The 25,894-nt window shown below is 72.3% G+C and carries 29 protein-coding genes; 15 read left to right on the forward strand and 14 right to left on the reverse strand.

Annotation, left to right across the window (positions count from 1 at the left end):
* Nucleotides 1–37: 37 nt before the first annotated feature.
* Complete coding sequence (locus ACIP8Z_RS16935; protein WP_402083992.1) at nucleotides 38–517, forward strand: hypothetical protein; 480 nt, start codon at nucleotides 38–40, stop codon at nucleotides 515–517.
* A gap of 166 nt (nucleotides 518–683) precedes the next feature.
* On the forward strand, nucleotides 684–1,433 hold the full coding sequence (locus ACIP8Z_RS16940) for a class I SAM-dependent methyltransferase (protein ID WP_402083994.1): 750 nt from the start codon (nucleotides 684–686) through the stop codon (nucleotides 1,431–1,433).
* Between the two features lie 105 nt (nucleotides 1,434–1,538).
* Here the strand turns inward: ACIP8Z_RS16940 and ACIP8Z_RS16945 are convergent, their stop codons facing one another.
* The 3 genes from ACIP8Z_RS16945 to ACIP8Z_RS16955 all read right to left on the reverse strand — a co-directional run bounded on the left by ACIP8Z_RS16945 (nucleotide 1,539) and on the right by ACIP8Z_RS16955 (nucleotide 2,909).
* Nucleotides 1,539–1,955 (reverse strand): VOC family protein, encoded by a 417-nt coding sequence (locus ACIP8Z_RS16945; RefSeq protein ID WP_319311222.1) that lies wholly within the window; start codon nucleotides 1,953–1,955, stop codon nucleotides 1,539–1,541.
* Nucleotides 1,956–2,042: 87 nt separating this feature from the next.
* Entirely contained in the window at nucleotides 2,043–2,438 is a 396-nt protein-coding gene (locus tag ACIP8Z_RS16950; RefSeq protein ID WP_319311220.1) for a helix-turn-helix transcriptional regulator, read from the reverse strand.
* 63 nt (nucleotides 2,439–2,501) lie between these two features.
* Nucleotides 2,502–2,909: a RidA family protein gene (locus ACIP8Z_RS16955; RefSeq protein WP_402083998.1), complete on the reverse strand. Its 408-nt coding sequence runs from the start codon at nucleotides 2,907–2,909 to the stop codon at nucleotides 2,502–2,504.
* Nucleotides 2,910–3,023: 114 nt separating this feature from the next.
* On the opposite strand from ACIP8Z_RS16955, the gene ACIP8Z_RS16960 reads away from it, so the two are divergent.
* Entirely contained in the window at nucleotides 3,024–3,413 is a 390-nt protein-coding gene (locus ACIP8Z_RS16960) for a winged helix-turn-helix transcriptional regulator (protein ID WP_402084001.1), read from the forward strand.
* A 23-nt stretch (nucleotides 3,414–3,436) separates the two neighbouring features.
* Here the strand turns inward: ACIP8Z_RS16960 and ACIP8Z_RS16965 are convergent, their stop codons facing one another.
* On the reverse strand, nucleotides 3,437–4,126 hold the full coding sequence (locus ACIP8Z_RS16965; protein ID WP_402084003.1) for a TOPRIM nucleotidyl transferase/hydrolase domain-containing protein: 690 nt from the start codon (nucleotides 4,124–4,126) through the stop codon (nucleotides 3,437–3,439).
* Between the two features lie 164 nt (nucleotides 4,127–4,290).
* Between ACIP8Z_RS16965 and ACIP8Z_RS16970 the strand changes: the two genes are divergently transcribed.
* From ACIP8Z_RS16970 to ACIP8Z_RS16980, 3 genes are all read left to right on the forward strand, one after another.
* Complete coding sequence (locus ACIP8Z_RS16970; RefSeq protein WP_402084005.1) at nucleotides 4,291–4,764, forward strand: helix-turn-helix domain-containing protein; 474 nt, start codon at nucleotides 4,291–4,293, stop codon at nucleotides 4,762–4,764.
* A 52-nt stretch (nucleotides 4,765–4,816) separates the two neighbouring features.
* On the forward strand, nucleotides 4,817–5,395 hold the full coding sequence (locus ACIP8Z_RS16975) for a hypothetical protein (RefSeq protein ID WP_402084008.1): 579 nt from the start codon (nucleotides 4,817–4,819) through the stop codon (nucleotides 5,393–5,395).
* Between the two features lie 89 nt (nucleotides 5,396–5,484).
* Entirely contained in the window at nucleotides 5,485–5,829 is a 345-nt protein-coding gene (locus tag ACIP8Z_RS16980; protein WP_319311209.1) for a DUF2516 family protein, read from the forward strand.
* Between the two features lie 48 nt (nucleotides 5,830–5,877).
* Here ACIP8Z_RS16980 and ACIP8Z_RS16985 read toward each other — a convergent pair whose 3' ends face one another.
* The 3 genes from ACIP8Z_RS16985 to ACIP8Z_RS16995 form a co-directional block, all read right to left on the reverse strand.
* Nucleotides 5,878–7,113 (reverse strand): PP2C family protein-serine/threonine phosphatase, encoded by a 1,236-nt coding sequence (locus tag ACIP8Z_RS16985; RefSeq protein ID WP_055600519.1) that lies wholly within the window; start codon nucleotides 7,111–7,113, stop codon nucleotides 5,878–5,880.
* Nucleotides 7,114–7,519: 406 nt separating this feature from the next.
* Nucleotides 7,520–8,569 carry an NlpC/P60 family protein gene (locus tag ACIP8Z_RS16990; RefSeq protein ID WP_402084011.1) on the reverse strand — a complete coding sequence of 350 codons (1,050 nt, stop codon included), beginning with the start codon at nucleotides 8,567–8,569 and terminating at the stop codon, nucleotides 7,520–7,522.
* A gap of 296 nt (nucleotides 8,570–8,865) precedes the next feature.
* Complete coding sequence (locus ACIP8Z_RS16995) at nucleotides 8,866–9,660, reverse strand: class I SAM-dependent methyltransferase (protein ID WP_402084014.1); 795 nt, start codon at nucleotides 9,658–9,660, stop codon at nucleotides 8,866–8,868.
* 274 nt (nucleotides 9,661–9,934) lie between these two features.
* On the opposite strand from ACIP8Z_RS16995, the gene mshA reads away from it, so the two are divergent.
* The 3 genes from mshA to ACIP8Z_RS17010 all read left to right on the forward strand — a co-directional run bounded on the left by mshA (nucleotide 9,935) and on the right by ACIP8Z_RS17010 (nucleotide 13,539).
* Nucleotides 9,935–11,302, forward strand: a complete 1,368-nt coding sequence (gene mshA, locus ACIP8Z_RS17000) for a D-inositol-3-phosphate glycosyltransferase (protein ID WP_319311202.1) — start codon at nucleotides 9,935–9,937, stop codon at nucleotides 11,300–11,302.
* Entirely contained in the window at nucleotides 11,295–11,795 is a 501-nt protein-coding gene (locus ACIP8Z_RS17005) for a YbjN domain-containing protein (protein ID WP_319311200.1), read from the forward strand. The genes mshA and ACIP8Z_RS17005 overlap by 8 nt, the downstream gene beginning before the upstream one ends.
* 85 nt (nucleotides 11,796–11,880) lie before the next feature.
* Nucleotides 11,881–13,539: a glycosyl hydrolase family 28-related protein gene (locus tag ACIP8Z_RS17010; RefSeq protein ID WP_402084017.1), complete on the forward strand. Its 1,659-nt coding sequence runs from the start codon at nucleotides 11,881–11,883 to the stop codon at nucleotides 13,537–13,539.
* On the opposite strand, the gene ACIP8Z_RS17015 is transcribed toward ACIP8Z_RS17010, so the two are convergent.
* On the reverse strand, nucleotides 13,526–14,563 hold the full coding sequence (locus ACIP8Z_RS17015) for an AraC family transcriptional regulator (RefSeq protein WP_402084020.1): 1,038 nt from the start codon (nucleotides 14,561–14,563) through the stop codon (nucleotides 13,526–13,528). The two genes, ACIP8Z_RS17010 and ACIP8Z_RS17015, sit on opposite strands and share 14 nt — an antisense overlap.
* Before the next feature lie 114 nt (nucleotides 14,564–14,677).
* Between ACIP8Z_RS17015 and ACIP8Z_RS17020 the strand changes: the two genes are divergently transcribed.
* Nucleotides 14,678–15,631 carry an MBL fold metallo-hydrolase gene (locus tag ACIP8Z_RS17020; RefSeq protein ID WP_402084022.1) on the forward strand — a complete coding sequence of 318 codons (954 nt, stop codon included), beginning with the start codon at nucleotides 14,678–14,680 and terminating at the stop codon, nucleotides 15,629–15,631.
* Here ACIP8Z_RS17020 and ACIP8Z_RS17025 read toward each other — a convergent pair.
* Entirely contained in the window at nucleotides 15,621–16,997 is a 1,377-nt protein-coding gene (locus tag ACIP8Z_RS17025) for an MDR family MFS transporter (protein ID WP_402084024.1), read from the reverse strand. The two genes, ACIP8Z_RS17020 and ACIP8Z_RS17025, sit on opposite strands and share 11 nt — an antisense overlap.
* Before the next feature lie 126 nt (nucleotides 16,998–17,123).
* On the opposite strand from ACIP8Z_RS17025, the gene ACIP8Z_RS17030 reads away from it, so the two are divergent.
* Entirely contained in the window at nucleotides 17,124–17,882 is a 759-nt protein-coding gene (locus ACIP8Z_RS17030; RefSeq protein WP_055601085.1) for a phosphoglyceromutase, read from the forward strand.
* Between the two features lie 121 nt (nucleotides 17,883–18,003).
* Here the strand turns inward: ACIP8Z_RS17030 and ACIP8Z_RS17035 are convergent, their stop codons facing one another.
* Nucleotides 18,004–19,149 (reverse strand): epoxide hydrolase family protein, encoded by a 1,146-nt coding sequence (locus tag ACIP8Z_RS17035; RefSeq protein WP_402084026.1) that lies wholly within the window; start codon nucleotides 19,147–19,149, stop codon nucleotides 18,004–18,006.
* Between the two features lie 63 nt (nucleotides 19,150–19,212).
* Between ACIP8Z_RS17035 and ACIP8Z_RS17040 the strand changes: the two genes are divergently transcribed.
* On the forward strand, nucleotides 19,213–20,244 hold the full coding sequence (locus tag ACIP8Z_RS17040; RefSeq protein ID WP_402084028.1) for a helix-turn-helix transcriptional regulator: 1,032 nt from the start codon (nucleotides 19,213–19,215) through the stop codon (nucleotides 20,242–20,244).
* A gap of 76 nt (nucleotides 20,245–20,320) precedes the next feature.
* Here ACIP8Z_RS17040 and ACIP8Z_RS17045 read toward each other — a convergent pair whose 3' ends face one another.
* Nucleotides 20,321–20,830 carry a hypothetical protein gene (locus tag ACIP8Z_RS17045; RefSeq protein ID WP_402084030.1) on the reverse strand — a complete coding sequence of 170 codons (510 nt, stop codon included), beginning with the start codon at nucleotides 20,828–20,830 and terminating at the stop codon, nucleotides 20,321–20,323.
* A 67-nt stretch (nucleotides 20,831–20,897) separates the two neighbouring features.
* Between ACIP8Z_RS17045 and ACIP8Z_RS17050 the strand changes: the two genes are divergently transcribed.
* Nucleotides 20,898–21,365, forward strand: a complete 468-nt coding sequence (locus tag ACIP8Z_RS17050; protein WP_402084033.1) for a GNAT family N-acetyltransferase — start codon at nucleotides 20,898–20,900, stop codon at nucleotides 21,363–21,365.
* Nucleotides 21,366–21,433: 68 nt separating this feature from the next.
* On the opposite strand, the gene ACIP8Z_RS17055 is transcribed toward ACIP8Z_RS17050, so the two are convergent.
* Complete coding sequence (locus tag ACIP8Z_RS17055) at nucleotides 21,434–21,592, reverse strand: hypothetical protein (protein WP_319311184.1); 159 nt, start codon at nucleotides 21,590–21,592, stop codon at nucleotides 21,434–21,436.
* 90 nt (nucleotides 21,593–21,682) lie between these two features.
* Nucleotides 21,683–22,363: a phosphate signaling complex protein PhoU gene (gene phoU, locus ACIP8Z_RS17060; protein WP_030323218.1), complete on the reverse strand. Its 681-nt coding sequence runs from the start codon at nucleotides 22,361–22,363 to the stop codon at nucleotides 21,683–21,685.
* Between the two features lie 277 nt (nucleotides 22,364–22,640).
* Between phoU and ACIP8Z_RS17065 the strand changes: the two genes are divergently transcribed.
* Together ACIP8Z_RS17065 and ACIP8Z_RS17070 are read left to right on the forward strand one after the other, a co-directional pair.
* Complete coding sequence (locus tag ACIP8Z_RS17065; RefSeq protein WP_402084035.1) at nucleotides 22,641–23,870, forward strand: sensor histidine kinase; 1,230 nt, start codon at nucleotides 22,641–22,643, stop codon at nucleotides 23,868–23,870.
* Complete coding sequence (locus ACIP8Z_RS17070) at nucleotides 23,867–24,547, forward strand: response regulator transcription factor (protein WP_015035162.1); 681 nt, start codon at nucleotides 23,867–23,869, stop codon at nucleotides 24,545–24,547. The genes ACIP8Z_RS17065 and ACIP8Z_RS17070 overlap by 4 nt, the downstream gene beginning before the upstream one ends.
* A gap of 308 nt (nucleotides 24,548–24,855) precedes the next feature.
* Here ACIP8Z_RS17070 and ACIP8Z_RS17075 read toward each other — a convergent pair whose 3' ends face one another.
* On the reverse strand, nucleotides 24,856–25,494 hold the full coding sequence (locus ACIP8Z_RS17075; RefSeq protein WP_402084037.1) for a DUF461 domain-containing protein: 639 nt from the start codon (nucleotides 25,492–25,494) through the stop codon (nucleotides 24,856–24,858).
* Nucleotides 25,495–25,894 lie beyond the last annotated feature (400 nt).

A 25,894-nucleotide genomic window follows, 5' to 3' on the forward strand; every position in this document is an offset into this window, starting at 1 on the left:
GGACGGACGGGGGCGGCCGCCGGGCCAGGATGGACCCATGACGACCCCCCTGCTCTTCCTGGACGTCGACGGTCCGCTGATCCCCTTCGGGGCGAGCGGGCGGGAGTACCCGACGTACGCACCGCCGCCGCCCCCGTCCGTGAGCCCGCTCCTCGCACGGCTCGATCCCGCGCAGGGGCCGCGGCTCGAGGCACTCCCGTACGCACTCGTCTGGGCGACGACCTGGGAGGACGACGCGAACGCCTGGGTCGCGTCGCGGCTCGGGCTGGCGGCGCTGCCGCTGGTTCGGTGGCCCGAGGACGGGCCCGAGCCCACGCCGGGAGTGCATTGGAAGGTGCCCGGCCTCGTGGCCTGGGCCGGCGGGCGGCCGTTCGCCTGGGTCGACGACGAGATCGGCGCGGCCGACCGTGACTGGGTGGCCGCCCACCACCCCGGCCGCGCGCTGCTCCACCGGGTGGATCCCCGGCAGGGGCTCACGGCCGCGGACTTCCGGACGCTCGCCGGCTGGGTGGGGTGACCTGCGATCCAACCACCCTTCTGTCGAAGGGTGTTGGGTGATACGAGGATCACCCCGCCGACCTCTCGTGTCTTCCGCCAGTACGGCGGACGGGGTGCGGCGGCGCAGACTCGACGGGCGCGCAGGACTTCGGAACCACACGACGAAGGACACGAGGGGGCGCCATATGGGCGTGCGGCAGCAGTACGACGGAATCGGCGAGGCGTTCGAGGGCTTCAAGTCCCTCCCCCTGATGCGGTACGGGGAGGTGCCCAGCTTCCTGGGCATGGTCGGGGACGTCAGCGGAAGGTCGGTCCTCGACCTGGCGTGCGGAACCGGCTTCTACAGCCGGGAGTTCAGGCGGCGCGGCGCCACGGAGGTCTTCGGCGTCGACATCTCCGTCGAGATGATCGCCGCTGCGCGGGAGTTCGAGCAGCGCGACCCGCTGGGCGGCATGCGCTACGAGGTCGGCGACGTGGCCGAACTTCCCTTGTTGGACCGGAAGTTCGACATCGCGCTCGGCGTTCAGTGTCTCAACTACGCCGAGGACATCGCGGGGATGGAGCGGATGTGCCGCCGCATCCACCGGAACCTGCTGCCGGGCGGCGAGTTCTTCGTGCTCGCCCAGCGGCCCGACTACCGCTTCGACTGCGCGTCCCTGCCCACGTACGGCTTCCGCTGCGAGCCGACGGGCGAGGAGGCCGAGGCGGGTCCGCGCGTCCGGGTCACGGCGCTCCTCGACCCGGAGCCGATCAGCATCATCGGCACGGTCCCGCGCCGCGAGGTCTACGAGGAGTGCCTGCGGGCTGCCGGGTTCCGGGACGTGGAGTGGGTGCCGCTGGAGGTGTCGGACGAGGGCGTCAAGGAGTTCGGCGAGGACTTCTGGGCGGACCTCCTCGCCCACCCGCCGCTGGTGATGCTGCGCTGCCACGCCTGAGCGGGAGTCGGGCCGGGGGCGGGCGCTCTCGCCCGCCCCGGGTGCCCCGGCCCGTCGTGGCACGGGCGGCGGAGGCCGGCAGGGGGTTCGGGGACGTTCGGGGTGCTACGAGGCGCGGGGCTGGGTGAAGCGCAGCATGTTGCCCGCCGGGTCGCGGAAGGCGCAGTCGCGGACGCCGTACGGCTGGTCGACCGGCTCCTGGAGGACCTCGCCGCCGGCCGCCCGGACGTGTTCGAAGGTGGCGTCGACGTCCTCGGTGGAGAAGATCACGCCGCGCAGCATGCCCTTGGCGAGCAGCTCGGCCACCGCCTGCCGGTCGGCGGGGGAGGCGTTGGGGTCGGCCAGCGGCGGTTCGAGGACGATCTCCACGTCCGGCTGCGCGGGGGACCCGACGGTCACCCAGCGCATCCCCTCGAAACCGACGTCGTTCCGCACTTCGAGGCCGAGGGCGTCGCGGTAGAAGGCGAGGGCCTTGTCGTGGTCGTCGACTGCGATGAAGCACTGCGAGAGCTTGACGTTCATGCCTTCGAAGCTACGGCGGACCGCAGGATTCCGCTTCTCCGGAACTGATCGATGGGCCGCAGGGCCGCAGGGCCGTGGCTCGGCGGCTCAGGTCCTGCGGACCGGCCGCGTACGGACCTTCGCGACGCACGCCGGGATCGCGGCCCCGTCCTCGTGGCGGCGGGCCCGGTAGGCCGACGGCGTCTCGCCGACGAGTTCGGTGAAGCGGGAGCTGAAGGACCCGAGCGAGGTGCACCCGACGGCGAAGCAGACGTCCGTGACGCTCATGTCACCCCGCCGGAGCAGTGCCTTGGCCCGTTCGACGCGGCGGGTCATGAGATAGCTGTACGGGGACTCGCCGTAGGCGGCGCGGAAGCTGCGGGCGAAGTGCCCGGTCGACATGAGGGCGACGGAGGCGAGCGCGGGTACGTCGAGCGGCAGCGCGTAGTCGCGATCCATCACGTCCCGCGCCCGGCGCAGCCGTACCAGGTCCTCCAGCTCCACGCCCACCAGCATGGCACGGCGGGACAGGAGGGGCGCGGGGCGCGTCCGGCGCGTCCGGCGGTCTCAGTCGACGACGGCCGTGGCCTCGACCTCGACGAGGTGCTCGGGCACGTCGAGCGCGGCGACGCCGATCAGGGTGGCGGGCGGCACGGGGGTGACGCCGAGCCGGGCGGCCGCCCGGGCGATCCCCTCCATGAGCAGGGGCATCTTGTCGGGGGTCCAGTCGACGGCGTACACGGTCAGCTTGGCGACGTCGTCGAAGGAGGCGCCGACGCCGGCGAGGGCGGTGCCGACGTTGAGGTAGCACCGCTCGACCTGGGCGGCGAGGTCGCCGACGCCGACGGTGCCGCCGTCCGCGTCCCAGGCGACCTGGCCGGCGAGGAAGACCAGCTTCGAGCCGGTCGCGACCGACACCTGGCGGTAGACGTCGACGGCGGGCAGTCCGTCGGGGTTCACGAGGGTGATGGCCATGGGGTTCCTCCGGGGGAGAGCGGACGCGAACGCGGTCTCTTGTGGTGACTCGGGAACCGTAGGAGAGTGGCCGCTGACATGGAAGAACGCACTTTTCGGTGACTGGGGAACCTGATGGTGACCAAGCAGTACAGCGGCTCGCCCGAAGACGCGGACCTGCGGCGCGCGGACTCCCTCGCGCGGGAGATCTTCTCCGACCTCGCCAACAAGTGGGCGTTCCTGATCGTCGAACGGCTCGGTGAGCGCACCCTGCGCTTCAGCGAGCTGCGGAACGAGATCGAGGGCATCAGCCACAAGATGCTCAGCCAGAACCTGCGCATGCTGGAGCGCTACGGCCTGATCGACCGGACCGTGCACCCCGAGATCCCGCCCCGCGTCGAGTACACCCTCACGGCGCCGGGCCGGGCGCTCCAGGCGACGATCGGCGGCATGTGCGACTGGACCCACCAGTACCTCGGCGCCATCGAGACGGCCCGCCGCCGCTTCGACACCCCGACGGCCTGAGGGGGCGGCGGGGCGCGGATGCCTCAGCTCGTGGACGTGGACGTGGACGCGGACACGTGTGCGAGCAGGCGGTCCAGCGGTCGGGGCACCTCGGCGAGGTCGAGGGCGTCGACGAGCGAGCGGGCGTACTGGCTCTTGCGGCCGCTGATGGTGCCCATGAAGCGCCGCAGCTGCCGCTCGACCTCGCGCTCCCGCTGGGCGGGCTGCTTCTGGAAGATGCGGAAGGCCCGCAGGTCGCCCTGAGCGTCGACGACCCGCTGCACCGACTCGGCGCCGAGGGAGCGGATCAGCTCCTCCTCGAGGTCGGCGACGCACACGTAGAAGCCGAGCGGCTCCATGTCGGCGCGCGCGAGGTCGTGGCCGAGTCCCTCGCGTTCGAGCGCGCGCGAGAAGTGGCCCTCCTCGCCGGCGTCGCAGAGGCCCGCCAGCGGGACGCCGAGCCCCTGGGGTCCGAGCAGATGCACGAATCTGCCGATGTTGGTCGCGCCGCCGAGCGGAACGACGGCGATGCCCTCGGCGTCGAGGGAGCGGCCGTGACGGGCCGCGAGCGCGTCGAGCGCGACGTGGTCGCTGACCCCCTCCACGAGCACGGCCGTACGCAGCCCGGTGCCGGCCGCGAGTTCGCGCGCGACCGCGGCGGCCGCCGACGCCTCCGCGCCATCGGCCGCCCACTCCCTGACCGCCACCCGGAAGCGCCCCGTCGTCGTCTCCATGCGGCCCAGTCTCGCAGCAGCGACCGCGAAGATCACGGGGATTACGGGGCCTCCGTGCGGGTGCGGGGAGGGCGGACCGGTGTGGACCGGTGCGGTCGCCGAGCGGGGGCGACTCTTGCAAGCGGATGCTTGCAATAGTTAGCAAAGGCTGGCATGGTCGGAGCATGGCATCGCTCAACGTCGGCAATCTCGGTGAGTACCTCCGCGAACAGCGGCGGACCGCGCAGCTCTCCCTGCGGCAGCTCGCCGACGCCGCCGGTGTGTCGAACCCGTACCTGAGCCAGATCGAGCGGGGGCTGCGGAAGCCCAGCGCCGAGGTGTTGCAGCAGGTCGCGAAGGCGCTGCGGATCTCCGCCGAGACGCTCTACGTACGGGCCGGGATCCTCGACGAGAAGGAGCGGGAGGAGCTGGAGACGCGCGCCGTCATCCTCGCCGATCCCTCGATCAACGAGCGGCAGAAGCAGGTGCTGCTCCAGATCTACGACTCGTTCCGCAAGGAGAACGCCGCCGAGGCGGCCGCGGCGGCCGCCCAGGCCGCCCGAACCGCCGAGGCCGACCAGGCCGCCAGAACCACCGAGACCCCCGCGGGCGCCCCCGCCGCGGCCGCCGAGCGGCCCGCCGACGCGCCCGATGCCTGACCGCCCTGAGCCCAGCGCTCGCTCGTACGTCACCACCGGGAGGACCACCAGCATGGCCATCATCGACGAACTGCGTACCCCTCTCTACTTCGCCGCCGGCACCGCGGACCTCGCCGTGCAGCAGGCCAAGAAGGTTCCCGGCCTGATCGAGCAGATCGCCGCCGAGGCGCCCGCCCGCATCGAGGCCGTGCGGAACACCGACCCCAAGGCCGTGCAGGAGAAGGTGACCGCGCAGGCCAAGGAGGCCCAGGCCACCGTGCAGTCGAAGCTCGCCGATGTCGTCGGCGGTCTCGACACGGACCTCAAGAAGCTCGGCGAGACCGCCCAGGACCTCGCCCTGCGCGGCGTCGGCGTCGCCGCCGAGTACGCCGTGAAGGCGCGCGAGAAGTACGAGGAGGTCGCCGCCCACGGCGAGGAGGCCGTCAAGGCCTGGCGCGGGGAGGTCGCCGAGGAGATCGTCGAGATCGCCGTCGTCGTCGAGCCGGAGGAGAGCAAGGCCGAGGAGAACAAGGCCGAGGAGCCCGTGGAGGCCTCCGCCGAGCCCGCCGAGGCCAAGAAGGCGCCCGCCCGGAAGACCACCGCCCGCAAGGCTCCCGCGAAGAAGGCGGCCGTCGCCGCCGAGAAGGAGTAGTACCGGGCACCAATACGGGTACCTGGTGCGTTGAACCGGGTACCTTGACCGCGAGGCGCTCTTTCCCTCTTTCCTAGGCGGTGCTCAGCATGTTGCGCGCGGGATTCGACTCCCTCCTCTCCCTGGTGATGTTCCTGGTCTTCACCGGCTTCGCCGTCGCCGCGCTCGTCTTCGCCGCCATGGCGCGCGAGGACGCCTACCGCGCCGCCGAGAAGCAGACGAAGAAGTTCTGGCTGATCGTCCTGGGCATCAACCTCGCCCTGAATCTGCTGTTCCCGATGCTGTTCCTGCAGATCGCGGGCGTGATCGCGGCCATCGTCTTCATGGTCGACGTCCGCCCGGCGCTCCAGCAGGTGTCGGGTGGCGGAGGCGGCCGACGGGGCGGCGGCTCCAGCAGCGACGGGCCGTACGGCCCCTACAACGGCGGCCGCTAGGCGCTCGCCGCGAGCGGCGACAGCACGAGCGCGACAGCAGGGCCCGGGTCATCCCCGGGCCCTGTCCCTTTCCAGGGCCAGGACCGCGACGTCGTCCGTCAGCTCGCCGCCGTTCAGGGACCGGACCTCCGTCACCGCGGCCTCCAGGAGCTCGTCGCCCCGCAGGCCCGAGGCCAGCTGCCGGTTGATCATGTCGACCATCCCGTCCTGGCCGAGCCGGGGCGAGCCGGGCCCGGCCGAGCGGCCCTCGATCAGTCCGTCCGTGTACATGAGCAGGCTCCACGCCCCGCCGAGCTCCACCTGCCGGCGCGGCCAGCGGGCGCGCGGCAGCAGTCCGAGAGCCGGGCCGCCGTCCTCGTACGGCAGCAGCCGTGCCGCCCGCCCCTGCCGGGCGATCAGCGGCGACGGGTGCCCGGCCAGGCACAGGCCCGCGCGGCGGCCGTCGGGCGCGATGTCGACGGTGCAGAGGGTCGCGAAGATCTCCTCGCTCTCCCGCTCGTGCTCCAGGACCTGCTGCATCGTGGAGAGCAGCTCGTCCCCGCACAGCCCCGCGAAGGTCAGGGCCCGCCAGGCGATCCGCAGCTCGACGCCGAGCGCGGCCTCGTCGGGGCCGTGGCCGCAGACGTCGCCGATCATGGCGTGGACGGTGCCGTCGGGCGTACGGACCACGTCGTAGAAGTCGCCGCCGAGCAGGGCGCGCGAGCGGCCGGGCCGGTAGTGGGCGGCGAACCGGAGGTCGGAGCCCTCCAGGAGCGGCGTGGGGAGCAGTCCGCGCTCCAGGCGGGCGTTCTCCTGGGCGCGCAGCCGGGACTCGGCGAGCTTCACCTGGACGGCGTCGGCGCGCTTGCGCTCGACCGCGTACCGGATGGCCCGGCTGAGCAGCCGCCCGTCGAGCTCCTCCCGGAAGAGGTGGTCCTGGGCTCCGACGCGTACGGCCTCGGCCGCCAGCTCGGCATCGGCGGAGGCCGCGAGCGCGAGGACGGCGTGGCGCGGGGCGAGCCGCAGGATGTGCCGCAGCGGGGCGAGCGGGTCGTCGCCCGCGGCGGCGCGGGGGCCGGGCAGGGACAGGTCGACGAGGATGCAGTGGACGTCGTCGGTGAGGAGCCGCTCGGCCTCGGTGAGATTGCGGGCGGTACGGATGCGGACCCGGGTGCCGGCGGCGTCGGCCGCGTCGAGCAGTTCGGGTACGGCGAGGGCACCCGCCGGGTCGTCCTCGACGACCAGGAGAGTGAGATCGGTGCGATCGGTGCCTGTGACTGTGCCTGTCATAGCGGTGGCGTCCATGGCGGTGGCGTCCGTAGTGGCGACGTCGCCGGGTCCCGCAACGGCAGAGACGTTTCTCTGACGCGGTACGGATACGGGCATCGGTCCGGGTTTCCTTCCCTCCCCCCGAGGGTGCGCAGGGCGCCGGGTGGCGTCCCGCCCGTCCCGGACCCTAGCGGTAGGGCGGTGCGCAGCGGAATGGCGATCAGTGGGTCGGCGTCCGCGTCTCGATTGGCATATGCCGCGGAAGGGGAGGTACTTGCCCTCGTACGGCCGACAGGGTGCCCCCGAGGCAATGAGAAAGGTCACGCCGGGGCGGCGCCCGCGGTTCCGCCGCCGCGCGTGGACTCCGTCACGTCGGGAGAACCTGGAGGAGGGAGGGGGAGGGCGACGCGCTGTCCCCCGTCACTCCGCGCACGGCGACCCGTCACGTCGGGCGGACGACGCCCAGGATCTCCATCGAGCCCGCCCCCGCGAGCGTCACGTCCCGGCCGGGGCGCGGCGCGTGGACGATCGTGCCGTCTCCGACGTACATCCCGATGTGGCTCGCGTCCTTGAAGTAGACGATCAGGTCGCCGGGCCGCATGTCCTTGATGTCCACGCGCGGCAGCAGGCGCCATTGCTCCTGCGAGGTGCGCGGGATCGGCCGGCCCGCCGTGCCCCAGGCGAGCTGGGTCAGTCCCGAGCAGTCGTACGAGTCCGGTCCCTCCGCTCCCCACACGTACGGCTTGCCGATCTGCGCGGTCGCGAACTCGATCGCCTTCTTCGCCGCCGGCGTCGTGTCCCCCTTGAGCCCGGCGAGGACACCGGTGCCGAGCCAGGTCGTCTGGGCCCTGGACAGTGCCAGCTCCTCGAGCCGGCGCAGCCGCTCCCGCTCCTCGGCGGCGAGTTCGGACTCCAGCTTCTTCGCGGCGGTGATCTTGCCGTCGATCTCCTTCTTCGCCTGGGCCTGCCGCACGCGGTTGGCCTCCAGCTTCGTCCAGTTCACGCCCGCGTCCTTGGCGTAGACGTCCAACTGGGCCTGGGTGCGAGTCATTTCACCGAGCAGGTCCGTGGTGGCCTTCGCCCCGGCCTTGAGGCGTCCCGCGTTGTCGAGGAAGAGCTGGGGGTCGTTCGTGAGGACGAGCTGCGCGCCGTCGGGGAGCCCGCCGTTGCGGTACTGGGCGCGGGCGGTGGCGCCGGCCTTGGCCTTGAGGGCCTCGATCTTCTCGCGGCCCTCCACGATCATCAGGGCGACCCGGACGATCTCGGCGGACTGCTCCTTCGTCTTCTCCTCCGCGAGGTTGTACGCGTCGGTGGCGACGGCGGCCTGCCGGTACAGGGTGTCTATCTCCACGCGCACCTCCTCCAGGCTCTTCTTCGGAGGAGGCGGCGGGAGCGGCGCGGCGGAGGCCTGCAGGGTCAGCGCGGGCGAGGCCAGCACGGTCAAGGCGCAGATCATGGTGATCGCGGCGGTGGCGTGGCGGCGTCGGTTCACGAGCTCCCCCTCGAGTGACCAAATCTGATTTACCGTCAGTAACTTGTGGTGACCTTGGCGATAGTGCCATGCGAAACCGTAAAGCAACAGGGGAAACCGGGGCCTGTCGGGCCCGCTCCCCCCAGGGGGGACGAGGGATACGTGCGTGGCGTTCCCGACGTACGGGAAATTCAGCGGCCGTTGGGAAAAGCGAGGTCTCGTTCAGTCACTCCCGAGGCGCCGCCGCCCCCACCGGAGCCCCGCCCCCCGAGGCGCCGCCGCCCCCACCGGAGCCCCACCCCCGGGTCGCCGCCCTCTCACCCCCGAGGCGCCAGCGCCTCCCACCGCACCGTCACCTCGCCCTGGCGCCACCGCCGGGGACCGTCCGTCAGCGGCCAGTCCGCCGCCAGGTCGCGGGCCGAGCGGATCCACCGCTGCCGCGCGCCGAGCGAGGCGTACGGGGCCGCCGCCGCCCACGCCCGGTCGAAGTCCCGCAGGAACGCGTACACCGGCTCACCCGGCACATTGCGGTGGATCAGCGCCTTCGGCAGCCGCTCCGCCAGGTCCGACGGCCGGTCCAGCGAGCCGAGCCGGGTCGCGAAGGTCACCGTCCGCGGCCCGCTCCCGTCGAGCGCGACCCAGACGTGCCGACGCCCGATCTCGTCGCAGGTGCCCTCCACGAGCAGTCCGCCCGGGGCGAGCCGCCCGCACAGCCGCTCCCAGACGGCCGCGACCCGCTCCTCGTCGTACTGGCGCAGCACGTTCGCCGCCCGGATCAGCGCGACCCGGCCGGGGACGGGCACCTCGAAGCCGCCGTGCAGGAAGGAGAGGCCCTCGTGCTCGTACGGCTTCGCGGCCTCGACGCGGGCGGGCTCGATCTCGATGCCGTAGAGCCGGGTGCGGGGTTCGGCGGTGCGCAGCCGGGCGAGGAGCTCGACGGCGGTCCAGGGGGCGGCCCCGTATCCGAGGTCCACGGCGAGCGGCGGCTCGGGGGAGCGGCGCAGGGCGGGCCCGTGGACGGCGGCGATCCAGCGGTCCATGCGGCGCAGACGGTTGGGGTTGGTGGTCCCGCGGGTCGGTGTGCCGACGGGTCGGGTGGTGCGCGGGGCCATGCCGAAAGGTTACGGGGTGGGGGTGGGGGGTGACGCGCCCCGGTAATGAATTGGCAAAGCGGTGTCGGCGATGGAAATGAAAGGGTCCGTTCCGGTGTTGTCCCGGCCGGAGGGCGCACCACGCCCTCCCGCCGTCATGCCCACGGCGCCGAGCTCGGCCGACCCGTCCGGGTCGACCTGCCCGGCCCGACCTGTTCGACTTGTTCAGCCCGACGTGCTCAGCCCGGACGTGTCGGACCCGATGCGTTCGCCCCCGAGCGGAAGGACCGCCGACGTGAGCCAGTACGTGTCCCGGTTCGCCGGTACCCGGCACCGGCACCCGGCTCCGGCCCGGCTCCGGCTCCCCGGCCGGAGCCGCACCCCGCGCCGCGTGGCCATGCTCAGCGTCCACACCTCTCCGCTGCACCAGCCCGGCACGGGCGACGCGGGCGGCATGAACGTCTACATCGTCGAGCTGGCGAAACGTCTCGCCGCCATCGACATCGAGGTCGAGATCTTCACCCGGGCCACCACCGGTGGCCTCCCGCCGGTCGTCGAGCTCACCCCCGGCGTCCTCGTCCGGCACGTCGACGCCGGCCCGTACGAGGGCCTGGCCAAGGAGGAGCTGCCGGCCCAGCTCTGTGCCTTCACGCACGGCGTGATGCAGGCCTGGGCGGGGCACCGGCCCGGCCACTACGACCTGGTCCACTCCCACTACTGGCTCTCCGGCCACGTCGGCTGGCTGGCCGCCCAGCGCTGGGGCGTCCCGCTCGTCCACGCCATGCACACCATGGCGAAGGTCAAGAACGCGGCGCTCGCCGAGGGCGACACCCCCGAGCCCGCGGCCCGGGTGATCGGCGAGACGCAGATCGTCGACGCCGCCGACCGGCTGATCGCGAACACGGCCGAGGAGGCCGACGAGCTCGCCCGTTTCTACGACGCGGACCCCGGCAAGATCGCGGTCGTCCACCCGGGCGTCAATCTCGACCACTTCCGCCCGGCCGACGGCCGGGCCGCCGCGCGCGCCCGGCTCGGGCTGCCGCGGGACGCCTTCATCCCCGTCTTCGCCGGCCGCATCCAGCCGCTGAAGGCCCCGGACATCCTGCTGCGGGCCGCCGCCGAGCTCCTCGACCGGGACCCCTCGCTGCGCTCGCGCATGATCGTTCCTGTGGTCGGCGGCCCGAGCGGTAGCGGCCTGGCGAAGCCGGAGGGGCTGCAGAAGCTGGCCGCCCGGCTGGGCATAGCGGACATCGTGCGCTTCCACCCGCCGGTGGGCCAGGACCGGCTCGCCGACTGGTTCCGCGCGGCCAGCGTCCTCGTCATGCCGTCGTACAGCGAGTCCTTCGGACTGGTCGCGATCGAGGCGCAGGCGGCCGGCACCCCGGTCGTCGCGGCGGCGGTGGGCGGTCTGCCCGTGGCCGTACGGGACGACGTGACCGGCTTCCTCGTCCAGGGGCACGACCCGGTGGACTACGCCCGGGCGCTCGGCCGCTTCGTCGCGGACCCGTCGCTCTCGGAGCGGATGGGCGCGGCCGCGGCGCTGCACGCCGGGTCGTTCGGCTGGGACACGGCGGCCTCGGGCACGGCGGATGTGTACACGGCCGCCGTGCACGACCATCGGCTGCGCGAGAACCGCCGTCGCGTACGCTCCCACCATGTCTGATCTTGAGGACGTCCGGCGGACCGTCGAGGACACGTTCAAGGACGCGGAACTGGAGTGGGAGTCGCCCGAACCGGGCTCCTACGTGGTCAAGCTCCCCGGCACGCGCAAGCTCTTCACCACGCTTTCGCTGCGCGTCGGACGCCACTCGCTCTCCCTCAACGCCTTCGTCATCCGCCACCCCGACGAGAACGAGGCCGGTGTCCACCGCTGGCTCCTCGAACGCAACCTCAGGCTGTACGGGGTGAGTTACGCGGTCGACGGCCTCGGCGACATCTACCTGGCCGGCAAGCTGCCGCTCTCCGCCGTGACCCCCGAGGAGCTGGACCGGCTCCTCGGCTCGGTCCTGGAGGCGGCGGACGGCGACTTCAACACGCTCCTGGAGCTGGGTTTCGCGTCGGCGATCCGGCGTGAGTACGAGTGGCGGGTCTCGCGCGGCGAGTCGACCCGGAACCTCGACGCGTTCAAGAACCTGACCCAGAAACCCTCCAACTGACCTCTTCCCGCAAGAGGCTTCCAGTGCCATGCTCACGCCCGACGCAGATCTGAACGCCGTTCATATACATGAAAGGTTCAGGGGCATGGCACTGAGCAGAAGGCAGTTCGTCGGCGGCGCGGTGGCCGTCGCGGGAGCCACGACCGCGGCACTGGGCACCACCGGCTTCGCTTCCCCCAGCCGCCCCGCGGTGCTCTGGCGGGAGTTCGAGGCCGCTCCTTACACCCACCCCCAGATCCCGTACGTGGGCCGGGCCGGCGCCCACGGCGGCGCCCGCCGCGCACCCCGCCCCCGCGTCGTCGCCGACGTCCTCGCCCACGGGGCCGCCCCCGACGGCTCGACCGACTCGGCGCCCGCCATCAACCGCGCCCTCGCGGAGGCGGGGGAGCGCGGCGGCGGCACGGTCCTCCTGCCGCCGGGCACGTACCGGATCGACGACTACCTGCGGATCGGCCACAGCGGCGTCGTCCTGCGCGGCGCCGGCTCCGGCCGTACGAGACTGCTCGCCACCCGGCACCTCACCGAACTGATCGGCCCCTACGGTTCCCGCTACGGCGGCGACAAGTCCTCCTGGTCCTGGGCCGGCGGCCTGATCTGGCTCTCCCCGCAGGCCCGGCACGCCTCCCTCGTCGCCGCGATACGGGACCGGGCCTGGCCCTTCGAGGGCTGGACCGGCAACCGGCGCGACGAGTGGAGCACCCTGACGACCGTCCGCCCGGGCCGCCGGGGCGACCGCACGGTCACGGTCGACGACCCCTCCGTCCTCCGGCGCGGGCAACTCGTCGTCCTCCGCCTCGCCGACGACGCCGACCACACGCTCCTGGAGCACATGGCGGGCGACGGCGCGGGCCCGCAGGCGTACGTCTGGGCCGACAAGACCAAGCTGACCAGCTACGTCCCCTACGAGTGGCCCGTGCGGATCACCGCCGTCCGCGGCCGGACGGTCACCCTGGAGCGCCCGCTCCCGCTCGACGCGCGCCCGGAGTGGGACCCCCGGCTCATCGCGGGGGCGGAGGCGCTCACGAACTCCGGGGTGGTGGGTCTGACCCTGGAGGCGGTGGAGACCCCGCAGTCCCCGCACCTCCTGGACAAGGGCTACAACGGCGTCGCCTTCCAGTGCGCGTACGACTGCTGGGCGGAGGACGTGGTGGTCCGGCACGTCGACAACGGCTTCGGGCTCGTCGCCGCTTCCGCCTGCACCCTGCGCCGCACCCGGGTGGAGGGCCGCGGCTCCCACCACCCGTACTTCTGCCGGGAGGGCGCGCACGACAACCTGGTCGAGGACTTCCGCATCACGGCCCGCACGGTCCCGGCGCCGGCCGGCACCCAGCTCCACGGCATCAACGTCGAGGGCCTGTCCAGCCACAACGTCTGGTCGCGCGGGGTGATGGAGATGGGCACCTTCGACACCCACCGGGGCATGCCCTTCGCGAACGTACGGACCGAGATCACGGTCGAGAACGACGGCCGGCACGGCGGGGACGCCTCCGCCGGACCCCTCTACGGGGCCCGGTTCGCCCACTGGAACGTGACGGTGACGAACGGCCGGGCCGGCCTGGTGAAGATCGACACCATCGCCCCGTACAGCGCGACCGTCGGCATCAGCGAGGTCCGCGAGTTCGACCAGATCGACGTACCGGACTTCACGGGCGAGCTCCACGCGCGCGCGGAGGCGTACGGCAGCCCGGGCGCGGTGCGACCGGCGAACCTGTACGAGGCGCAGCGCGCGCTCAGTCGGCGGTAGCCGCGGCCAGGCCCGCCCGGTACTGCCCCGGGGTCGTGCCGAACTCCCGGCGGAAGGCGTGCGAGAGGGCGTACGGCGTGCTGTAGCCGACGCGTCGGGCGACGGCGGCCAACGGGTCGGGGGTGTCCCGGAGCAGGGCGGCGGCGCGGGTGAGCCGCCACCAGGTGAGGTACGCCATCGGGGGCCGGCCGACGAGGGCGGTGAAACGGCGGGCCAGGGTGGGCCGGGAGACCCCGGCCTCGGCCGCGAGGAGTTCGATCGTCCAGGGGGCGGCCGGGTCGGTGTGCAGGGCCCGCAGGGCGGCGGCGGTCACCGGATCGCCGAGGGCGGCCGGCCAGGTTCCGGCCGTGCCGGGCGGGCCGGCCGTGCCGTCCCGGCTTTCAGGGGCGGCGTTCTCGGCCGTCCAGGAACGGATCATGTAGACGAGGAGCAGGTCGAGCAGGCTCGGCAGGGCGACACCGGAGCCGGGAAGCCGCTCGCCCACCTCGTGGCCGAGCAGGGCGATGGCGGAGCGGAGGCCGGGATCGGCGCCGCCGGGACCGCCGCCGGCGTCGCTGCCGTCGGCCCGGTCGTCCCTGTCGCCCCGGTGGGGCAGATGGACGAGCGGGGGGAGCTCCGCGAGGAGCGGGTGGACGTGGCTGCGGTCGAGCCGGTACTTGCCGCACAGCATCTCGACCGCCGCGCCGTCCTCGGGGGCGGCGGGCGGCTCCGGCCTCCGCGGCCCCGCCCCGGTCCAGGCCTGCCACCGCTCGAAGGGCACGGCGCGGGCGAGCCGCGCCGCGTCGGCGGGCCTGTCGGCGATCACGTGCCCGGTCCCGTGCGGCAGCAGGACCGCGTCGCCCGGGCCGAGTTCGACCGGGTCGCCGCCGTCGGGCAGCAGCCAGCAGTGCCCCTCCAGGACGACGTGGAAGCCCGCGCCGTCGTATGGGGCGAGGCGGGTGCACCAGCTCCCGGCGACCCGCACCCGCTGGGAGGAGGGCCGCCCGACCCGTACGGCCGAGATCGCGTCGCTCACCACGTCCATCGCGCCAGCGTAGCCCTGCCCGAGCGGCCGAGGGCCCCACGGTGAGACGTACGCGTATCCGGTGGAGCCGTACGGGCATTGAGAGGCTCATCGGCGCTCCCTAACGTCGACGGCATGACACAGGAGAGCGCACAGCGCATGGTGGTGGGGGACGTCGAGGTCATCCGGGTCGTCGAGTGGCAGGGGCCGTTCGTGGCCGCCGGCGAGCTCGTTCCCTCGGCCGGCGAGGAGACCTGGAAGGACAACGAGGACTGGCTGGCACCGGACCACTGGGACCCGGAGAGCGACCGGGCGGTGATGGCGCTGCAGACGTGGGTGCTGCGCAGCGGGGGACGGACGATCCTGGTCGACACCGGGGTGGGCAACGGGCGCGAGCGGCCCGGCGCGCCGCAGTTCCACCACTGGCAGGGGGACTTCCTCGGCGCCCTGGAGCGGGCCGGGGTGCGCCCCGAGGACGTGGACGTCGTCGTCAACACCCACCTCCACGCCGACCACGTCGGCTGGAACACCCGAGCCGCCGACGGTTCCGACGGCGGCAGCGGGGGTGGCGGCGGCACCGGCGGGGAGTGGGTGCCGACCTTCCCGCGCGCCGAGTACCTCGTACCGGCGGCGGACGACGCCCACTTCGGGCCGGACAACGCCTACGGCGGCGGCCGGAGCCGGAGCGACCGGTTCGTCTACGAGGACAGCGTCGCGCCCCTCCACCGCGAGGGGCGGATCGTCCTCTGGGACGGCGTCCACCGCCTCGACGAGCACCTCACCCTGGAGTCCGCGCCCGGCCACACACCCGGATCGGCCGTGCTGAGGCTCGCGTCGGCGGGGGAGCGGGCGGTCTTCGTCGGGGACCTGCTGCACAGTCCCGTACAGATCCTCGACCCCGCGCACAACAGCTGCTTCTGCCTGGACCCGAGAGGGGCGTCGGCGAGCCGCCGTCGCATCCTCGAACGGGCCGCCGACGAGCGGGAGCTGGTCGTGCCCGCGCACTTCGGCGGATCGGGCATCGCCGAAGTGCGCGGGGAGGGGAGCGGGTTCGGGCTCGTCGGGAGGGAGCCCGGGGTCAGGCGGTGACGGGGGACTTCCCGGCGGGGTCGACGTCGCCGAGGCCCTTGCCGGGCTCGACGGCGAGGCCGGGCTCGACGGCGGCATCGATGACCGCGTCGACGGCGCTGCCGCCGTCGGTGCTGCTGCCGCTGTCGGCGTCACGGTCGATGTCGGTGTCGTCGTCGAGGGCCTTGCGGAGCCGCACCGTGTAGCCGACGGCGGCGAGGACGCCGATGGCGAAGGTCGCCGCCCAGAGGACGTTCGGGCCGGGGCCGCCGACGATGGCGCCGGCGCCGATCGGGGCGACGAAACCGGCGACGGCCCAGGACATGCCCATGACGCCCTGGTAGCGGCCGCGGGCGTGCTCGGGGGCGAGGAGGGCGGTGGCGGCGGCGTTCGTCGGCACGTGGATCATCTCGCCGACGGTCCACACGACGACGGTCGCGGCGAAGGCCACCACGGAGGAGCCCGCGAGGGCCGTGGCGCCGGTGCCGACGGCGAAGAGGAGGGAGGAGAGGGTGAGCAGGAGGACGGGGGAGCGCTTGTCGGTCAGCTTGTTGACCAGCAGCTGGAAGCCGACGATCACGATGCCGTTCACGGCGATGACGACGCCGTAGGACGAGGGGGAGAGGCCCTTGTCCGCCATGGTGAGGGGGAGGCCGATCCAGGGGGCGGTGAAGACGAGGCAGACGAAGAGGTTGAGGAGGACCAGGGTGCGGAAGGGCGCGTCGCGCAGCACGGTCAGCATGCTGACCTTGGCCTCGACGACCGGCTTGCCGGCCTTGTCGGTCCGGGCCTCGGGGCGGGTCTCGGGAAGGCGGAGGAAGACGATGAGGGCGCACAGGGTGGTGGCGACGGCGTCGACGACGAACAGCGTCCGGTAGCCGAGGAAGATCGCGGCGCCGCCTCCGATGGAGGCGATGGCGAAGCCGAGGTTCAGGGCCCAGTAGTTGAGGGCGTAGGCCCGGCGCACGTCCTGGGCGGGGACCATGTCGGCGATGGTGGCGTTGATGGACGGGCGGACGGCCTGCATGGCGACGCCCATGAGGAGGACGACCGTCGCGATGCCCCAGGCGCTGGTGACGAAGGCGAGGGCGGCGGCGGACGCGGCGGCCGCGAGGTGCATGGTGACCATGGTGGGGCGGCGGCCCCAGCGGTCGGTGAGCGCGCCGCCGAGCGGGGAGCCGGCGACGCCGCCGAGGCCGTGGAGGGCGACGACGAGTCCGGCGAACCACGCCGAGTGCCCGAGCTCCACCGTCAGATAGAGGGAGAGGAACGTCAGGACGAAAGCCCCGGTCCGGTTGACCAGGGTCGACAGCCACAGCCACCAGAAGCCCTGGGGGAGGCCGGAGACGGTCGCACTGGCTGATCGTCTGAGCGAGTCGATGGACATGTGTGGCCGGCCCCCTGCTATCTGTAAGTCCCTCTTACGGCTCTCGTAACTTACGCATCTCATGTGCCGGACGCCAGCGAATTGACGACGCGCGTCAATCGTCAGCGGTCCATTAGGCTCGTACGCATGGCCGACGCACCGTACAAGTTGATCCTCCTCCGCCATGGCGAGAGCGAGTGGAACGAGAAGAATCTGTTCACCGGTTGGGTGGACGTGAACCTCACCGCGAAGGGTGAGAAGGAGGCGACGCGCGGCGGCGAGCTGCTCAAGGACGCCGGCCTGCTCCCCGACGTGCTGCACACCTCCCTCCAGAAGCGCGCCATCCGCACCGCCCAGCTCGCGCTGGAGTCCGCGGACCGCCACTGGATCCCGGTGAACCGCTCCTGGCGTCTGAACGAGCGCCACTACGGCGCCCTCCAGGGCAAGGACAAGGCCCAGACCCTCGCCGAGTTCGGCGAGGAGCAGTTCATGCTGTGGCGCCGCTCGTACGACACCCCGCCGCCGCCGCTCTCGGACGACAGCGAGTTCTCGCAGGCGCACGACGCGCGCTACGCGACGATCCCGCCGGAGCTGCGCCCGGACACCGAGTGCCTGAAGGACGTCGTGGAGCGGATGCTCCCGTACTGGTACGACGCGATCGTCCCGGACCTGCTGTCGGGCCGCACGGTCCTGGTCGCGGCCCACGGCAACAGCCTCCGCGCGCTGGTGAAGCACCTCGACGGCATCTCGGACGAGGCCATCGCGGGCCTCAACATCCCGACGGGCATCCCGCTGGCCTACGAGCTGGACGAGAACTTCAAGCCCCTCAACCCGGGCGGCACCTACCTCGACCCGGAGGCCGCTGCGGCGGCCATCGAGGCGGTCAAGAACCAGGGCAAGAAGTAACACGACGCGCGATCAAGGCCCCCGCCTGCGGTTTCTCCGCGGGTGGGGGCCTTGTTCATGGCTGGGGCCGAGATCACCGGGCGCCCCGGGCCAAGCCGGGCTCAGCCCAGCTCAGCCGGGCTCAGCCGGCGAGTGTGCCGAAGAAGGCGCGGACGTCGGTGACGAACGCCTCGGGCTGCTCCAGCGAGAGGAAATTGCCGCCGCGCTCCAGCTCGGTCCAGTGGGTGACGTGGTGGTCCCGCTCGGCGAAGCGGCGGATGGCGACGTCGGTGCCCAGGGCCACGGCGACACCCGTCGGGACGGTGCCGCGAGCCTTCGGGGCCCACGCGCTCGCGTCGTGGCCCGACTCGTAGTAGAGGTTCGCCGAGGAGCCGGCCGTGCCGCTGAACCAGTAGACGCTGACGTTCGTCAGGAGCCGGTCCCGGCCCACGGCGTCCTCGGGAAGTTCGGCGGCGGGGTCCGTCCACTCCTTGAACTTCTCCGCGATCCAGGCGAGCTGGCCCACCGGCGAGTCGTGCAGTCCATGGGCCAGGGTCTGCGGGCGGGTGGACTGGATGGCGTTGAAGCCCATCTTGTCCTGCTGGAAGTCCTCCAGACGGGCCAGGCGCTCCTGCTCGGATCCGGTGAGCCCCTCGAATTCGGCGGGGTCCCCCGAGGGGAAGGTGATCAGGCCGTTGACGTGGACGCCGATGACCCGATCGGGCGCCTGGCGCCCCATCTCGGTGGCGATCCAGGCGCCGCCACCCGTTCCCTGGACGCCGTAGGAGTCGTAGCCGAGCCGGCCCATCAGCTCGACGAACGCACCCGCGATGCGTCCGGTGGTCCACCCGGCCTCGCCGAGCGGACCGGAGAAGCCGGTGCCCGGCGTCGAGGTCACGATGACGTGGAAGTCCTCCGCCAGCGGTCGGATCACCTCGACGAACTGCACGAACGAGCAGGGCCAGTCGTGCATCAGGAGCAGCGGGACGGCCGCCGGATTCTGCGAACGGACGTGCAGGAAGTGGATGTTCTGGCCGTCGATCTCGGTGGTGAACTGGGGGAACTCGTTGAGCTCCGCCTCCGCCTTGCGCCAGTCGAAACCGTCGGCCCAGTACGCGGCCAGAGCCTTGAGGTAGTCGGTGGGGACCCCCCGGCTCCAGCCGGCGCCGGGGATCTCGCTGCCCCAGCGGCTACGGGCCAGCCTGTCGCGCAGATCGTCGAGCTCGGCCTGCGGGACGTCGATGCGGTACGGGTGGATCCGGGCGTCGGTGCTGCTGCTGATCTCCATGGATGAAACAGTATTCTCGATATAGGCACGTTGCGTTCCTAATGACACAACAGGCTGGGTCTCATGCTCGACACCTCCGCACGGCTGCTGCGCCTGCTCTCCCTCCTGCAGACCCCACGGGCCTGGCCAGGATCCGTACTGGCCGAGCGCCTGGGGGTGAGCGGCCGCACCATCCGCAACGACATCGACCGACTGCGCGAGCTCGGCTATCCCGTCGACGCCGAACGCGGATCCACCGGCGGCTACCGGCTGGGCGCCGGGGCGGCGATGCCCCCGCTGCTCCTCGACGACGAGGAGGCCGTCGCGGTGACGATCGCGCTGCGCACCGCCGCGCAGGGCGCTGTCCCGGGCACCGAGGAGAACGCGCTGAGGGCGCTGGTCAAGCTGGAGCAGGTGCTGCCCTCGCGGCTGCGCCGACGGGTGCGGGCACTCCAGGCCTACACCGTGGCCGTGCCCGCCGACCGTCCGGCGCCGACCGTCTCCGCGGAGGTGCTCACCACTCTGGTGTCCGCCTGCCGCGACCGGGAACGACTGCGCTTCGACTACCTGGACCACGGCGGCTCGTCCACCCGTCGCGTGGTGGAGCCGTACCGGGCGGTGAACTGGGGACGGCGGTGGTATCTGGTCGCCTGGGACGTCGAGCGCGAGGACTGGCGTACGTTCAGGATCGACCGGATCCAGCCCCGCACCCCGACCGGACCGCGCTTCGCCCCGCGGGAACCGCCCGGCGGCGACGTCGCCGCGTACGTCTCCCGACGGGTGTCGGGCGCGGCCTGGCGCCACCACGCGCGCGTGACCGTCCATGCGCCGGCGGCGGCGGTGATCGAGCGGATCAACCCCGCGGTCGGCACCGTCGAGGCCGTCGACTCCGACACCTGCGTCCTGACCACCGGGGCCGACACGGTGCAGACCCTCGCCGTCCATCTGGGCATGCTCGACTTCGACTTCGACGTCACCGAGCCGGAGGAACTGGTCACCCACCTCCGCCGGCTCGGGTCGCGCTATGCCCGTTCGACTCCGCCGAACCCGACTCCGGCTTCGCCGAATCCGACTCCGACTCCGACTCCGGATCCGACGGCTCCGCCGACCCGCTGAGGCGGGCGCCTCGGGGGCCCCGATCGGGCCACCGGTTCGCCGGGGTTCGCATGTCAGGGGCAAGAGGACGGCGGGGTCAGAAGCCCTCGCACGCCTTCTCGCGGAACTCGTCCGTCGAGACCGTCCTGACCTCGTCCCCCCTCGCGTACCGCACCTGCCCCGGTGCGAGTGCCTCCAGGTCCGCCGTCGTGAAGTAGACGTGCGCCGCGGACCAGGAACTGTCCTCGGTCCAGCCGTACAGCCCGTACCGCTGCCCGGGGACCAGTCGGCCGGGGGCCTTCTCCGCCGTCCAGCCGTCGGCGGGCGAGGTCAGGGACCAGCTCGTGAAGCCGGTGACCGGGGTGTCGTGCCGCCACTCCCCCCCGCTCTCCGGGGTGCCGGTGGCGTCACCGTCGTCGGGGTGGAGCGTCGCCCCGTCGACGTGGTCGTGGCACATCACGATCACCCCGACCGGCGAGCCGTCCGCCGCCACCGTCACGCCGGCCAGGCCGGCGGGCGGCACGGTGCAGCCGGAGAGGGCGGTCGCGGTCACGGCCGTGAGGGCGGTGAGGAGCAGCGGGCCGCGCAGGCGGCGCAAGGTGGGCATGCCGCATTCTGGCGTGCGCACACATATTCGCGCGCCGAATTCGCACGCTCTCGCTAGCGTCCGTGCCATGAGTACGTCGCTCCGCCTGGAGACAGTCACCCCCGCCACCATCGACGCCGCCCTCGCCCTGCGCGTCCACCCTCACCAGGAGCGGAACGTCGCTCCCGTCGCGACCTCCCTCGCCGAGGCCTACGCCTTCGGGGAGGCCGCCTGGCCGAGGCTGATCTTCGACGGGGACGAGCTCGTCGGCTTCCTGATGGCCTTCCTCGACCTCCAGTGGAACGCCAAGAAGGACCCCGACGACCGGCGCAGCGGTCTCTGGCGGCTCAACATCGCCGCCGAGAAGCAGGGCAAGGGGTACGGCCGCTTCGCCGTCGAGGCCGTCCGCGACGAGCTGCGCCGGCGCGGCGCATCGCAGCTGTACGTCACCTGGGAACCCGGCGACGACGGGCCGGGCGTCTTCTACGACCGGCTCGGTTTCCGTACGACGGGGGAGACCAGCGGCGACCAGATCGTCGGCGTGCTGGACATATAGGGCGGGAGAGAGAAGGAGCGGAGGGGGTGGGGTGCCGATGTCGCACCCCACCCCCTCCGCACACCCGATCAGCCCGAGCAGCCGCCGCACTGGCACGGGCCGCCCGACTGGCAGCCGCAGCCGCAGCCCGAGCCGCACCCGCAGGCGCCCAGGAGGGGCAGGTGCACCGCCTCGCGCGGTGCCTCCGCCCCGGAGTCGGTCAGGGTCGTGTCGGGGGATTCGGCCATGAGGGTCCCTCCCTTTCGAGGCGCACATCGCCTCCCCCCATTGCATGCCCACCCGGACCGGCGCATCAACGGCGCATCGGCGCCCGTGCGCTACGCGCCCTCGACCGGCGCGTCCGCCGCCTGGAGCTCGTCCGCGTGCTCGCCCGTCACCAGGTACACGACGCGCTTCGCCACCGACACCGCGTGGTCGGCGAACCGCTCGTAGTAGCGGCCGAGCAGCGTCACGTCGACCGCCGTCTCGATGCCGTGCTTCCAGCGGTCGTCGATCAGGTGCTGGAACAGCGTCCGGTGCAGCAGGTCCATCTCGTCGTCGTCCTGCTCCAGCTGGAGCGCCAGGTCGACGTCCTTCGTGATGATGACCTCCGCCGCCTTCGCCATCAGGCGCTGCGCCAGCTGCCCCATCTCCAGGATGGTCGCGTGCAGGTCCCGCGGCACCGCGGACTCGGGGAACCGCAGACGGGCGAGCTTCGCCACGTGCTGCGCCAGGTCACCCGAGCGCTCCAGGTCGGCGCTCATGCGCAGCGAGGTCACCACGATGCGCAGGTCCGTCGCCACCGGCTGCTGCCGCGCGAGCAGCGCTATCGCCCGGGCCTCCAGCTCGTGCTGGAGATCGTCGACCTTCTGGTCGGCGGCGATCACGCTCTCCGCGAGCTTGAGATCCGCGTCGAGCATCGCCGTGGTGGCGCGCCCGACCGCCGACCCGACGAGCCGTGCCATCTCGACCAGGCTCTCGCCGATCGAGTCCAGTTCCTCGTGGTACGCGTCCCGCATGGATGTCCCTCTCTACGCAAAGCTCGGCAAAGCTCCGGGGTCCGGATCGGGGGCCTCGGATCCCCACGCTCCCACCTTCGGCCCCTCACGCGTCCGGCTCCACCCGCACACATGAATCAATACTTTCCCCAAGGTGAACTCTGGGCGACGTAAGCCGCCGCCCCTCCCGGTACATGTGAACCAGCCCGGTCCTCGGGGTGAACTCTGAGCGACGAGTGTTCGAGGAGCCACTCGGACGGCTGGGAGAGAGTCCTCGCACCCGCATAACCTGGGAGGCATGGACGTGAACGCGGCGGTCGCCGCATTGGCCGCGATCGCCGGCGTGTGCACCGGCGTGATCGCCATGCTGGCGTTCCGCTGGAGCGAGCGCGACCAGGCGAGACCCACCCGTACTTCTCTGCACACCGACGCCGTGCTCCCGCCCGGTGTCGACACCGTGCTGTCCGTGCTGCGCTCCTCCGCGGTCGTCCTCGACGAGAGCGACTCCGTGGTGAAGGCCAGCTCGGCGGCGTACGCGCTCGGCCTGGTCCGTGGCGGGAAACTGGCCGTCGAGCCCATGCTCAACATGGCCCGTGACACCCGCCGAGACGGAGAGATACGGCAGGTCGAGCTGGACCTGGCCCGGCGCGGCACCGGACGCGGCGAGGCCCTTGCCGTCTCCGCCCGGGTCGCCCCGCTGGGCTCGCGCCTCGTGCTGCTGCTGGTCGAGGACCTCACCGAGGCCCGTCGTATCGAAGCGGTACGGCGCGACTTCGTCGCCAACGTGAGCCATGAGCTCAAGACCCCGACGGGCGCGCTCTCCCTGCTCTCCGAGGCGGTCATGGACGCCTCGGACGACCCCGAGGCGGTCACCCGCTTCGCCGGCCGCATGCAGATCGAGGCGACCCGCCTGACCAACCTCGTACAGGAGCTCATCGACCTCTCCCGCGTGCAGAACGACGACCCGCTGGAAGACTCCGAGCCCGTGTCCGTGGACGAACTCGTCGCCGAGGCGATCGACCGCTCCCGGCAGCCCGCCTCCACCAAGCAGATCACCATGGTGTCGGGGGGTGCGGCCGACCTCTACGTCTGGGGCAGCCGCGGCCAGCTCGCCGCCGCCCTGGGCAACCTCGTGGAGAACGCCGTCAACTACTCACCGGCCCGTACGAGGGTGGGCATCGCAGCCCGCCACATCGCGGCGCCGGGCGGGGACCTGATCGAGATAGCCGTGACCGACCAGGGCATCGGCATCTCCGAGAGGGACCGCGAGCGCATCTTCGAGCGCTTCTACCGCGTCGACCCGGCCCGCTCCCGTGCCACCGGCGGTACGGGACTCGGCCTGGCCATCGTCAAGCACGTGGCCGCCTCCCACGGTGGAGAGGTCACCGTCTGGAGCACCGAGGGTCAGGGCTCCACCTTCACCCTGCGGCTGCCCGAGGCGGGCGCCGTACGGGACCGCCGACCCGCCTCGTCCCTCACCCCTGATCTCATGACCGAACCGCTTCCTGCCCCGGAGGTCCTTCCGTGACCCGAGTGCTTGTCGTCGAGGATGAGGAATCCTTCAGCGACGCCCTGTCCTACATGCTTCGCAAGGAGGGCTTCGAGGTCGCAGTAGCGGCGACCGGGCCCGACGGTCTCGACGAGTTCGAGCGCAACGGGGCCGACCTCGTCCTCCTCGACCTGATGCTTCCGGGGCTCCCCGGTACCGAGGTGTGCCGTCAGCTGCGCGGCCGCTCGAACGTCCCCGTCATCATGGTGACGGCCAAGGACAGCGAGATCGACAAGGTCGTCGGGCTGGAGATAGGAGCCGACGACTACGTGACGAAGCCCTTCTCCTCGCGGGAGCTTGTCGCCCGCATCCGCGCGGTCCTGCGCCGCCGCGGTGAGCCGGAGGAGGTCACCCCCGCGGCCCTGGAGGCCGGCCCGGTCCGGATGGACGTCGACCGCCACGTGGTGACGGTCGCGGGCGGCAAGGTCGACCTGCCCCTGAAGGAGTTCGACCTCCTGGAGATGCTGCTGCGCAACGCGGGCCGTGTGCTGACCCGTATGCAGCTCATCGACCGGGTCTGGGGCGCGGACTACGTCGGCGACACCAAGACCCTCGACGTCCACGTGAAGCGCCTCCGCGCCAAGATCGAGCCCGACCCGGGCGCGCCGCGCTACCTGGTCACGGTCCGGGGCCTGGGCTACAAGTTCGAGCCGTAGACCGGCCCTCGGCCCACGAGGCCGGACGGAGTCCGGCGCAGCGCTCCGAAGCCCGTGAGGCCCTCTGGGCCGATCGGTGCGAGGGGCGCACGCGGGATGGGGCTCGAGCCCGACCCGGGCGCGCCGCGCTACCTGGTCACGGTCCGGGGCCTGGGCTACAAGTTCGAGCCGTGGACCGGCCCTCGCCCCACGAGGCCGGACGGTCGCCGCGGCGGCTGCCCGGTACGGAGTCCGGCGCAGCGCCGGCAGCCGGATACATGTGAAGGGCGCCCTCCCCAGCGGGGAGGGCGCCCTTCATGTGCCTACGGTCAGTGACCGGCCGCGTGGCTCGCCTCGCCCGACGGCTCGCCGGTGGCCTCGCCGCCGTGCTCGCCCTCGGCAGCGCCCGAGGGCGTCGCGGTGGCGGTCGGCTGGGTGCCCGGGGGCGCCGGGATGATCGTCGGGCCGAAGTCCTTGAAGTAGCTCGTCGCCGGGACCACGAAGGCGCTCAGGCTCACGTCGCCGGTGCGGCTGAGCTTGAAGACGAGCTTCTGCGCGTCACCGTCGCGGGTGGCCTCGCTGCCGTTCTCGATGACGGCGGACGCGTTGCCGTCGCCGCCGATGACGACGGAGCCGTTGGCCGGGACGACGACCGGGCCGGCACCCGAGGCCGGCTTCAGCGCCACGGTGGCGTTGCTGCCCGGCAGGGTGATGGACTGGATCGTCTGGGGCAGCCGACCGTTGTTGAAGACGGTGGCCGAGACGACGGCCGGGCCCTTGGCCACGTCCAGGGGCTGGGTGATCACCAGGGCGTTCTGGATCTTGACGTCGTCCACGGTGACCGCGGCGTTGTCCGGCTTGATTTCGAGCGTCTGCGCGTCGTTGCCCGCCCCACAGGCGGACAGCGCGGCGATGGAGAGAACGATGGCGGTGGCGGCGAGGGCGCCGCGTCGAAGGCTGCGGCTCACGGCGGCGGCATCTCCTAGGACGTACGGACAGGCTACGGACAGGCTTCGGAACTAAAGGCCAACTAAGGGTGTGTCAGCGCGCTCAGGTTACCGAGCCGCACTCTCCGTCCCGCACCCGACCCGCCCCTTACCGGCCACGGGGTCTCCGTGGGCGATCCCACGGGCGATCCGCGGGGGGATCCGTGGGTGATCCCGTGGCGGCCCCTCACGCCCTCCGCCGTTCTCGCCACGCACCGGCCGTCGTGGCTGGATCACGACCCATTGACCTGTTGTTCACATAACTGCCTTGATCAATTCGAGGGCCGCCCCGCATTCTCCGGAGCCGTACCTCCGGAAAAGCCGGGACCGGCGTCCGCTGATCAATTACGGAATCACCCCGTGATGCATCCGTACGGGTGGA

This window comes from Streptomyces sp. NPDC088553, assembly GCF_044752965.1.
Lineage (GTDB): Bacteria > Actinomycetota > Actinomycetes > Streptomycetales > Streptomycetaceae > Streptomyces.

Excerpts from the sequence above, each read along its gene's own strand:
- ACIP8Z_RS16935 (WP_402083992.1), top strand. The coding sequence starts at position 38 with ATGACGACCCCCCTGCTCTTCCTGGACGTCGACGGTCCGCTGATCCCC.
- ACIP8Z_RS16940 (WP_402083994.1), top strand. The coding sequence starts at position 684 with ATGGGCGTGCGGCAGCAGTACGACGGAATCGGCGAGGCGTTCGAGGGC.
- ACIP8Z_RS16945 (WP_319311222.1), bottom strand. The coding sequence starts at position 1,955 with ATGAACGTCAAGCTCTCGCAGTGCTTCATCGCAGTCGACGACCACGAC.
- ACIP8Z_RS16955 (WP_402083998.1), bottom strand. The coding sequence starts at position 2,909 with ATGGCCATCACCCTCGTGAACCCCGACGGACTGCCCGCCGTCGACGTC.
- ACIP8Z_RS16960 (WP_402084001.1), top strand. The coding sequence starts at position 3,024 with ATGGTGACCAAGCAGTACAGCGGCTCGCCCGAAGACGCGGACCTGCGG.
- ACIP8Z_RS16965 (WP_402084003.1), bottom strand. The coding sequence starts at position 4,126 with ATGGAGACGACGACGGGGCGCTTCCGGGTGGCGGTCAGGGAGTGGGCG.
- ACIP8Z_RS16970 (WP_402084005.1), top strand. The coding sequence starts at position 4,291 with ATGGCATCGCTCAACGTCGGCAATCTCGGTGAGTACCTCCGCGAACAG.
- ACIP8Z_RS16975 (WP_402084008.1), top strand. The coding sequence starts at position 4,817 with ATGGCCATCATCGACGAACTGCGTACCCCTCTCTACTTCGCCGCCGGC.
- ACIP8Z_RS16980 (WP_319311209.1), top strand. The coding sequence starts at position 5,485 with ATGTTGCGCGCGGGATTCGACTCCCTCCTCTCCCTGGTGATGTTCCTG.
- ACIP8Z_RS16985 (WP_055600519.1), bottom strand. The coding sequence starts at position 7,113 with ATGGACGCCACCGCTATGACAGGCACAGTCACAGGCACCGATCGCACC.
- ACIP8Z_RS16995 (WP_402084014.1), bottom strand. The coding sequence starts at position 9,660 with ATGGCCCCGCGCACCACCCGACCCGTCGGCACACCGACCCGCGGGACC.
- ACIP8Z_RS17005 (WP_319311200.1), top strand. The coding sequence starts at position 11,295 with ATGTCTGATCTTGAGGACGTCCGGCGGACCGTCGAGGACACGTTCAAG.
- ACIP8Z_RS17010 (WP_402084017.1), top strand. The coding sequence starts at position 11,881 with ATGGCACTGAGCAGAAGGCAGTTCGTCGGCGGCGCGGTGGCCGTCGCG.
- ACIP8Z_RS17015 (WP_402084020.1), bottom strand. The coding sequence starts at position 14,563 with ATGGACGTGGTGAGCGACGCGATCTCGGCCGTACGGGTCGGGCGGCCC.
- ACIP8Z_RS17020 (WP_402084022.1), top strand. The coding sequence starts at position 14,678 with ATGACACAGGAGAGCGCACAGCGCATGGTGGTGGGGGACGTCGAGGTC.
- ACIP8Z_RS17025 (WP_402084024.1), bottom strand. The coding sequence starts at position 16,997 with ATGTCCATCGACTCGCTCAGACGATCAGCCAGTGCGACCGTCTCCGGC.
- ACIP8Z_RS17030 (WP_055601085.1), top strand. The coding sequence starts at position 17,124 with ATGGCCGACGCACCGTACAAGTTGATCCTCCTCCGCCATGGCGAGAGC.
- ACIP8Z_RS17035 (WP_402084026.1), bottom strand. The coding sequence starts at position 19,149 with ATGGAGATCAGCAGCAGCACCGACGCCCGGATCCACCCGTACCGCATC.
- ACIP8Z_RS17040 (WP_402084028.1), top strand. The coding sequence starts at position 19,213 with ATGCTCGACACCTCCGCACGGCTGCTGCGCCTGCTCTCCCTCCTGCAG.
- ACIP8Z_RS17045 (WP_402084030.1), bottom strand. The coding sequence starts at position 20,830 with ATGCCCACCTTGCGCCGCCTGCGCGGCCCGCTGCTCCTCACCGCCCTC.
- ACIP8Z_RS17050 (WP_402084033.1), top strand. The coding sequence starts at position 20,898 with ATGAGTACGTCGCTCCGCCTGGAGACAGTCACCCCCGCCACCATCGAC.
- ACIP8Z_RS17055 (WP_319311184.1), bottom strand. The coding sequence starts at position 21,592 with ATGGCCGAATCCCCCGACACGACCCTGACCGACTCCGGGGCGGAGGCA.
- phoU (WP_030323218.1), bottom strand. The coding sequence starts at position 22,363 with ATGCGGGACGCGTACCACGAGGAACTGGACTCGATCGGCGAGAGCCTG.
- ACIP8Z_RS17065 (WP_402084035.1), top strand. The coding sequence starts at position 22,641 with ATGGACGTGAACGCGGCGGTCGCCGCATTGGCCGCGATCGCCGGCGTG.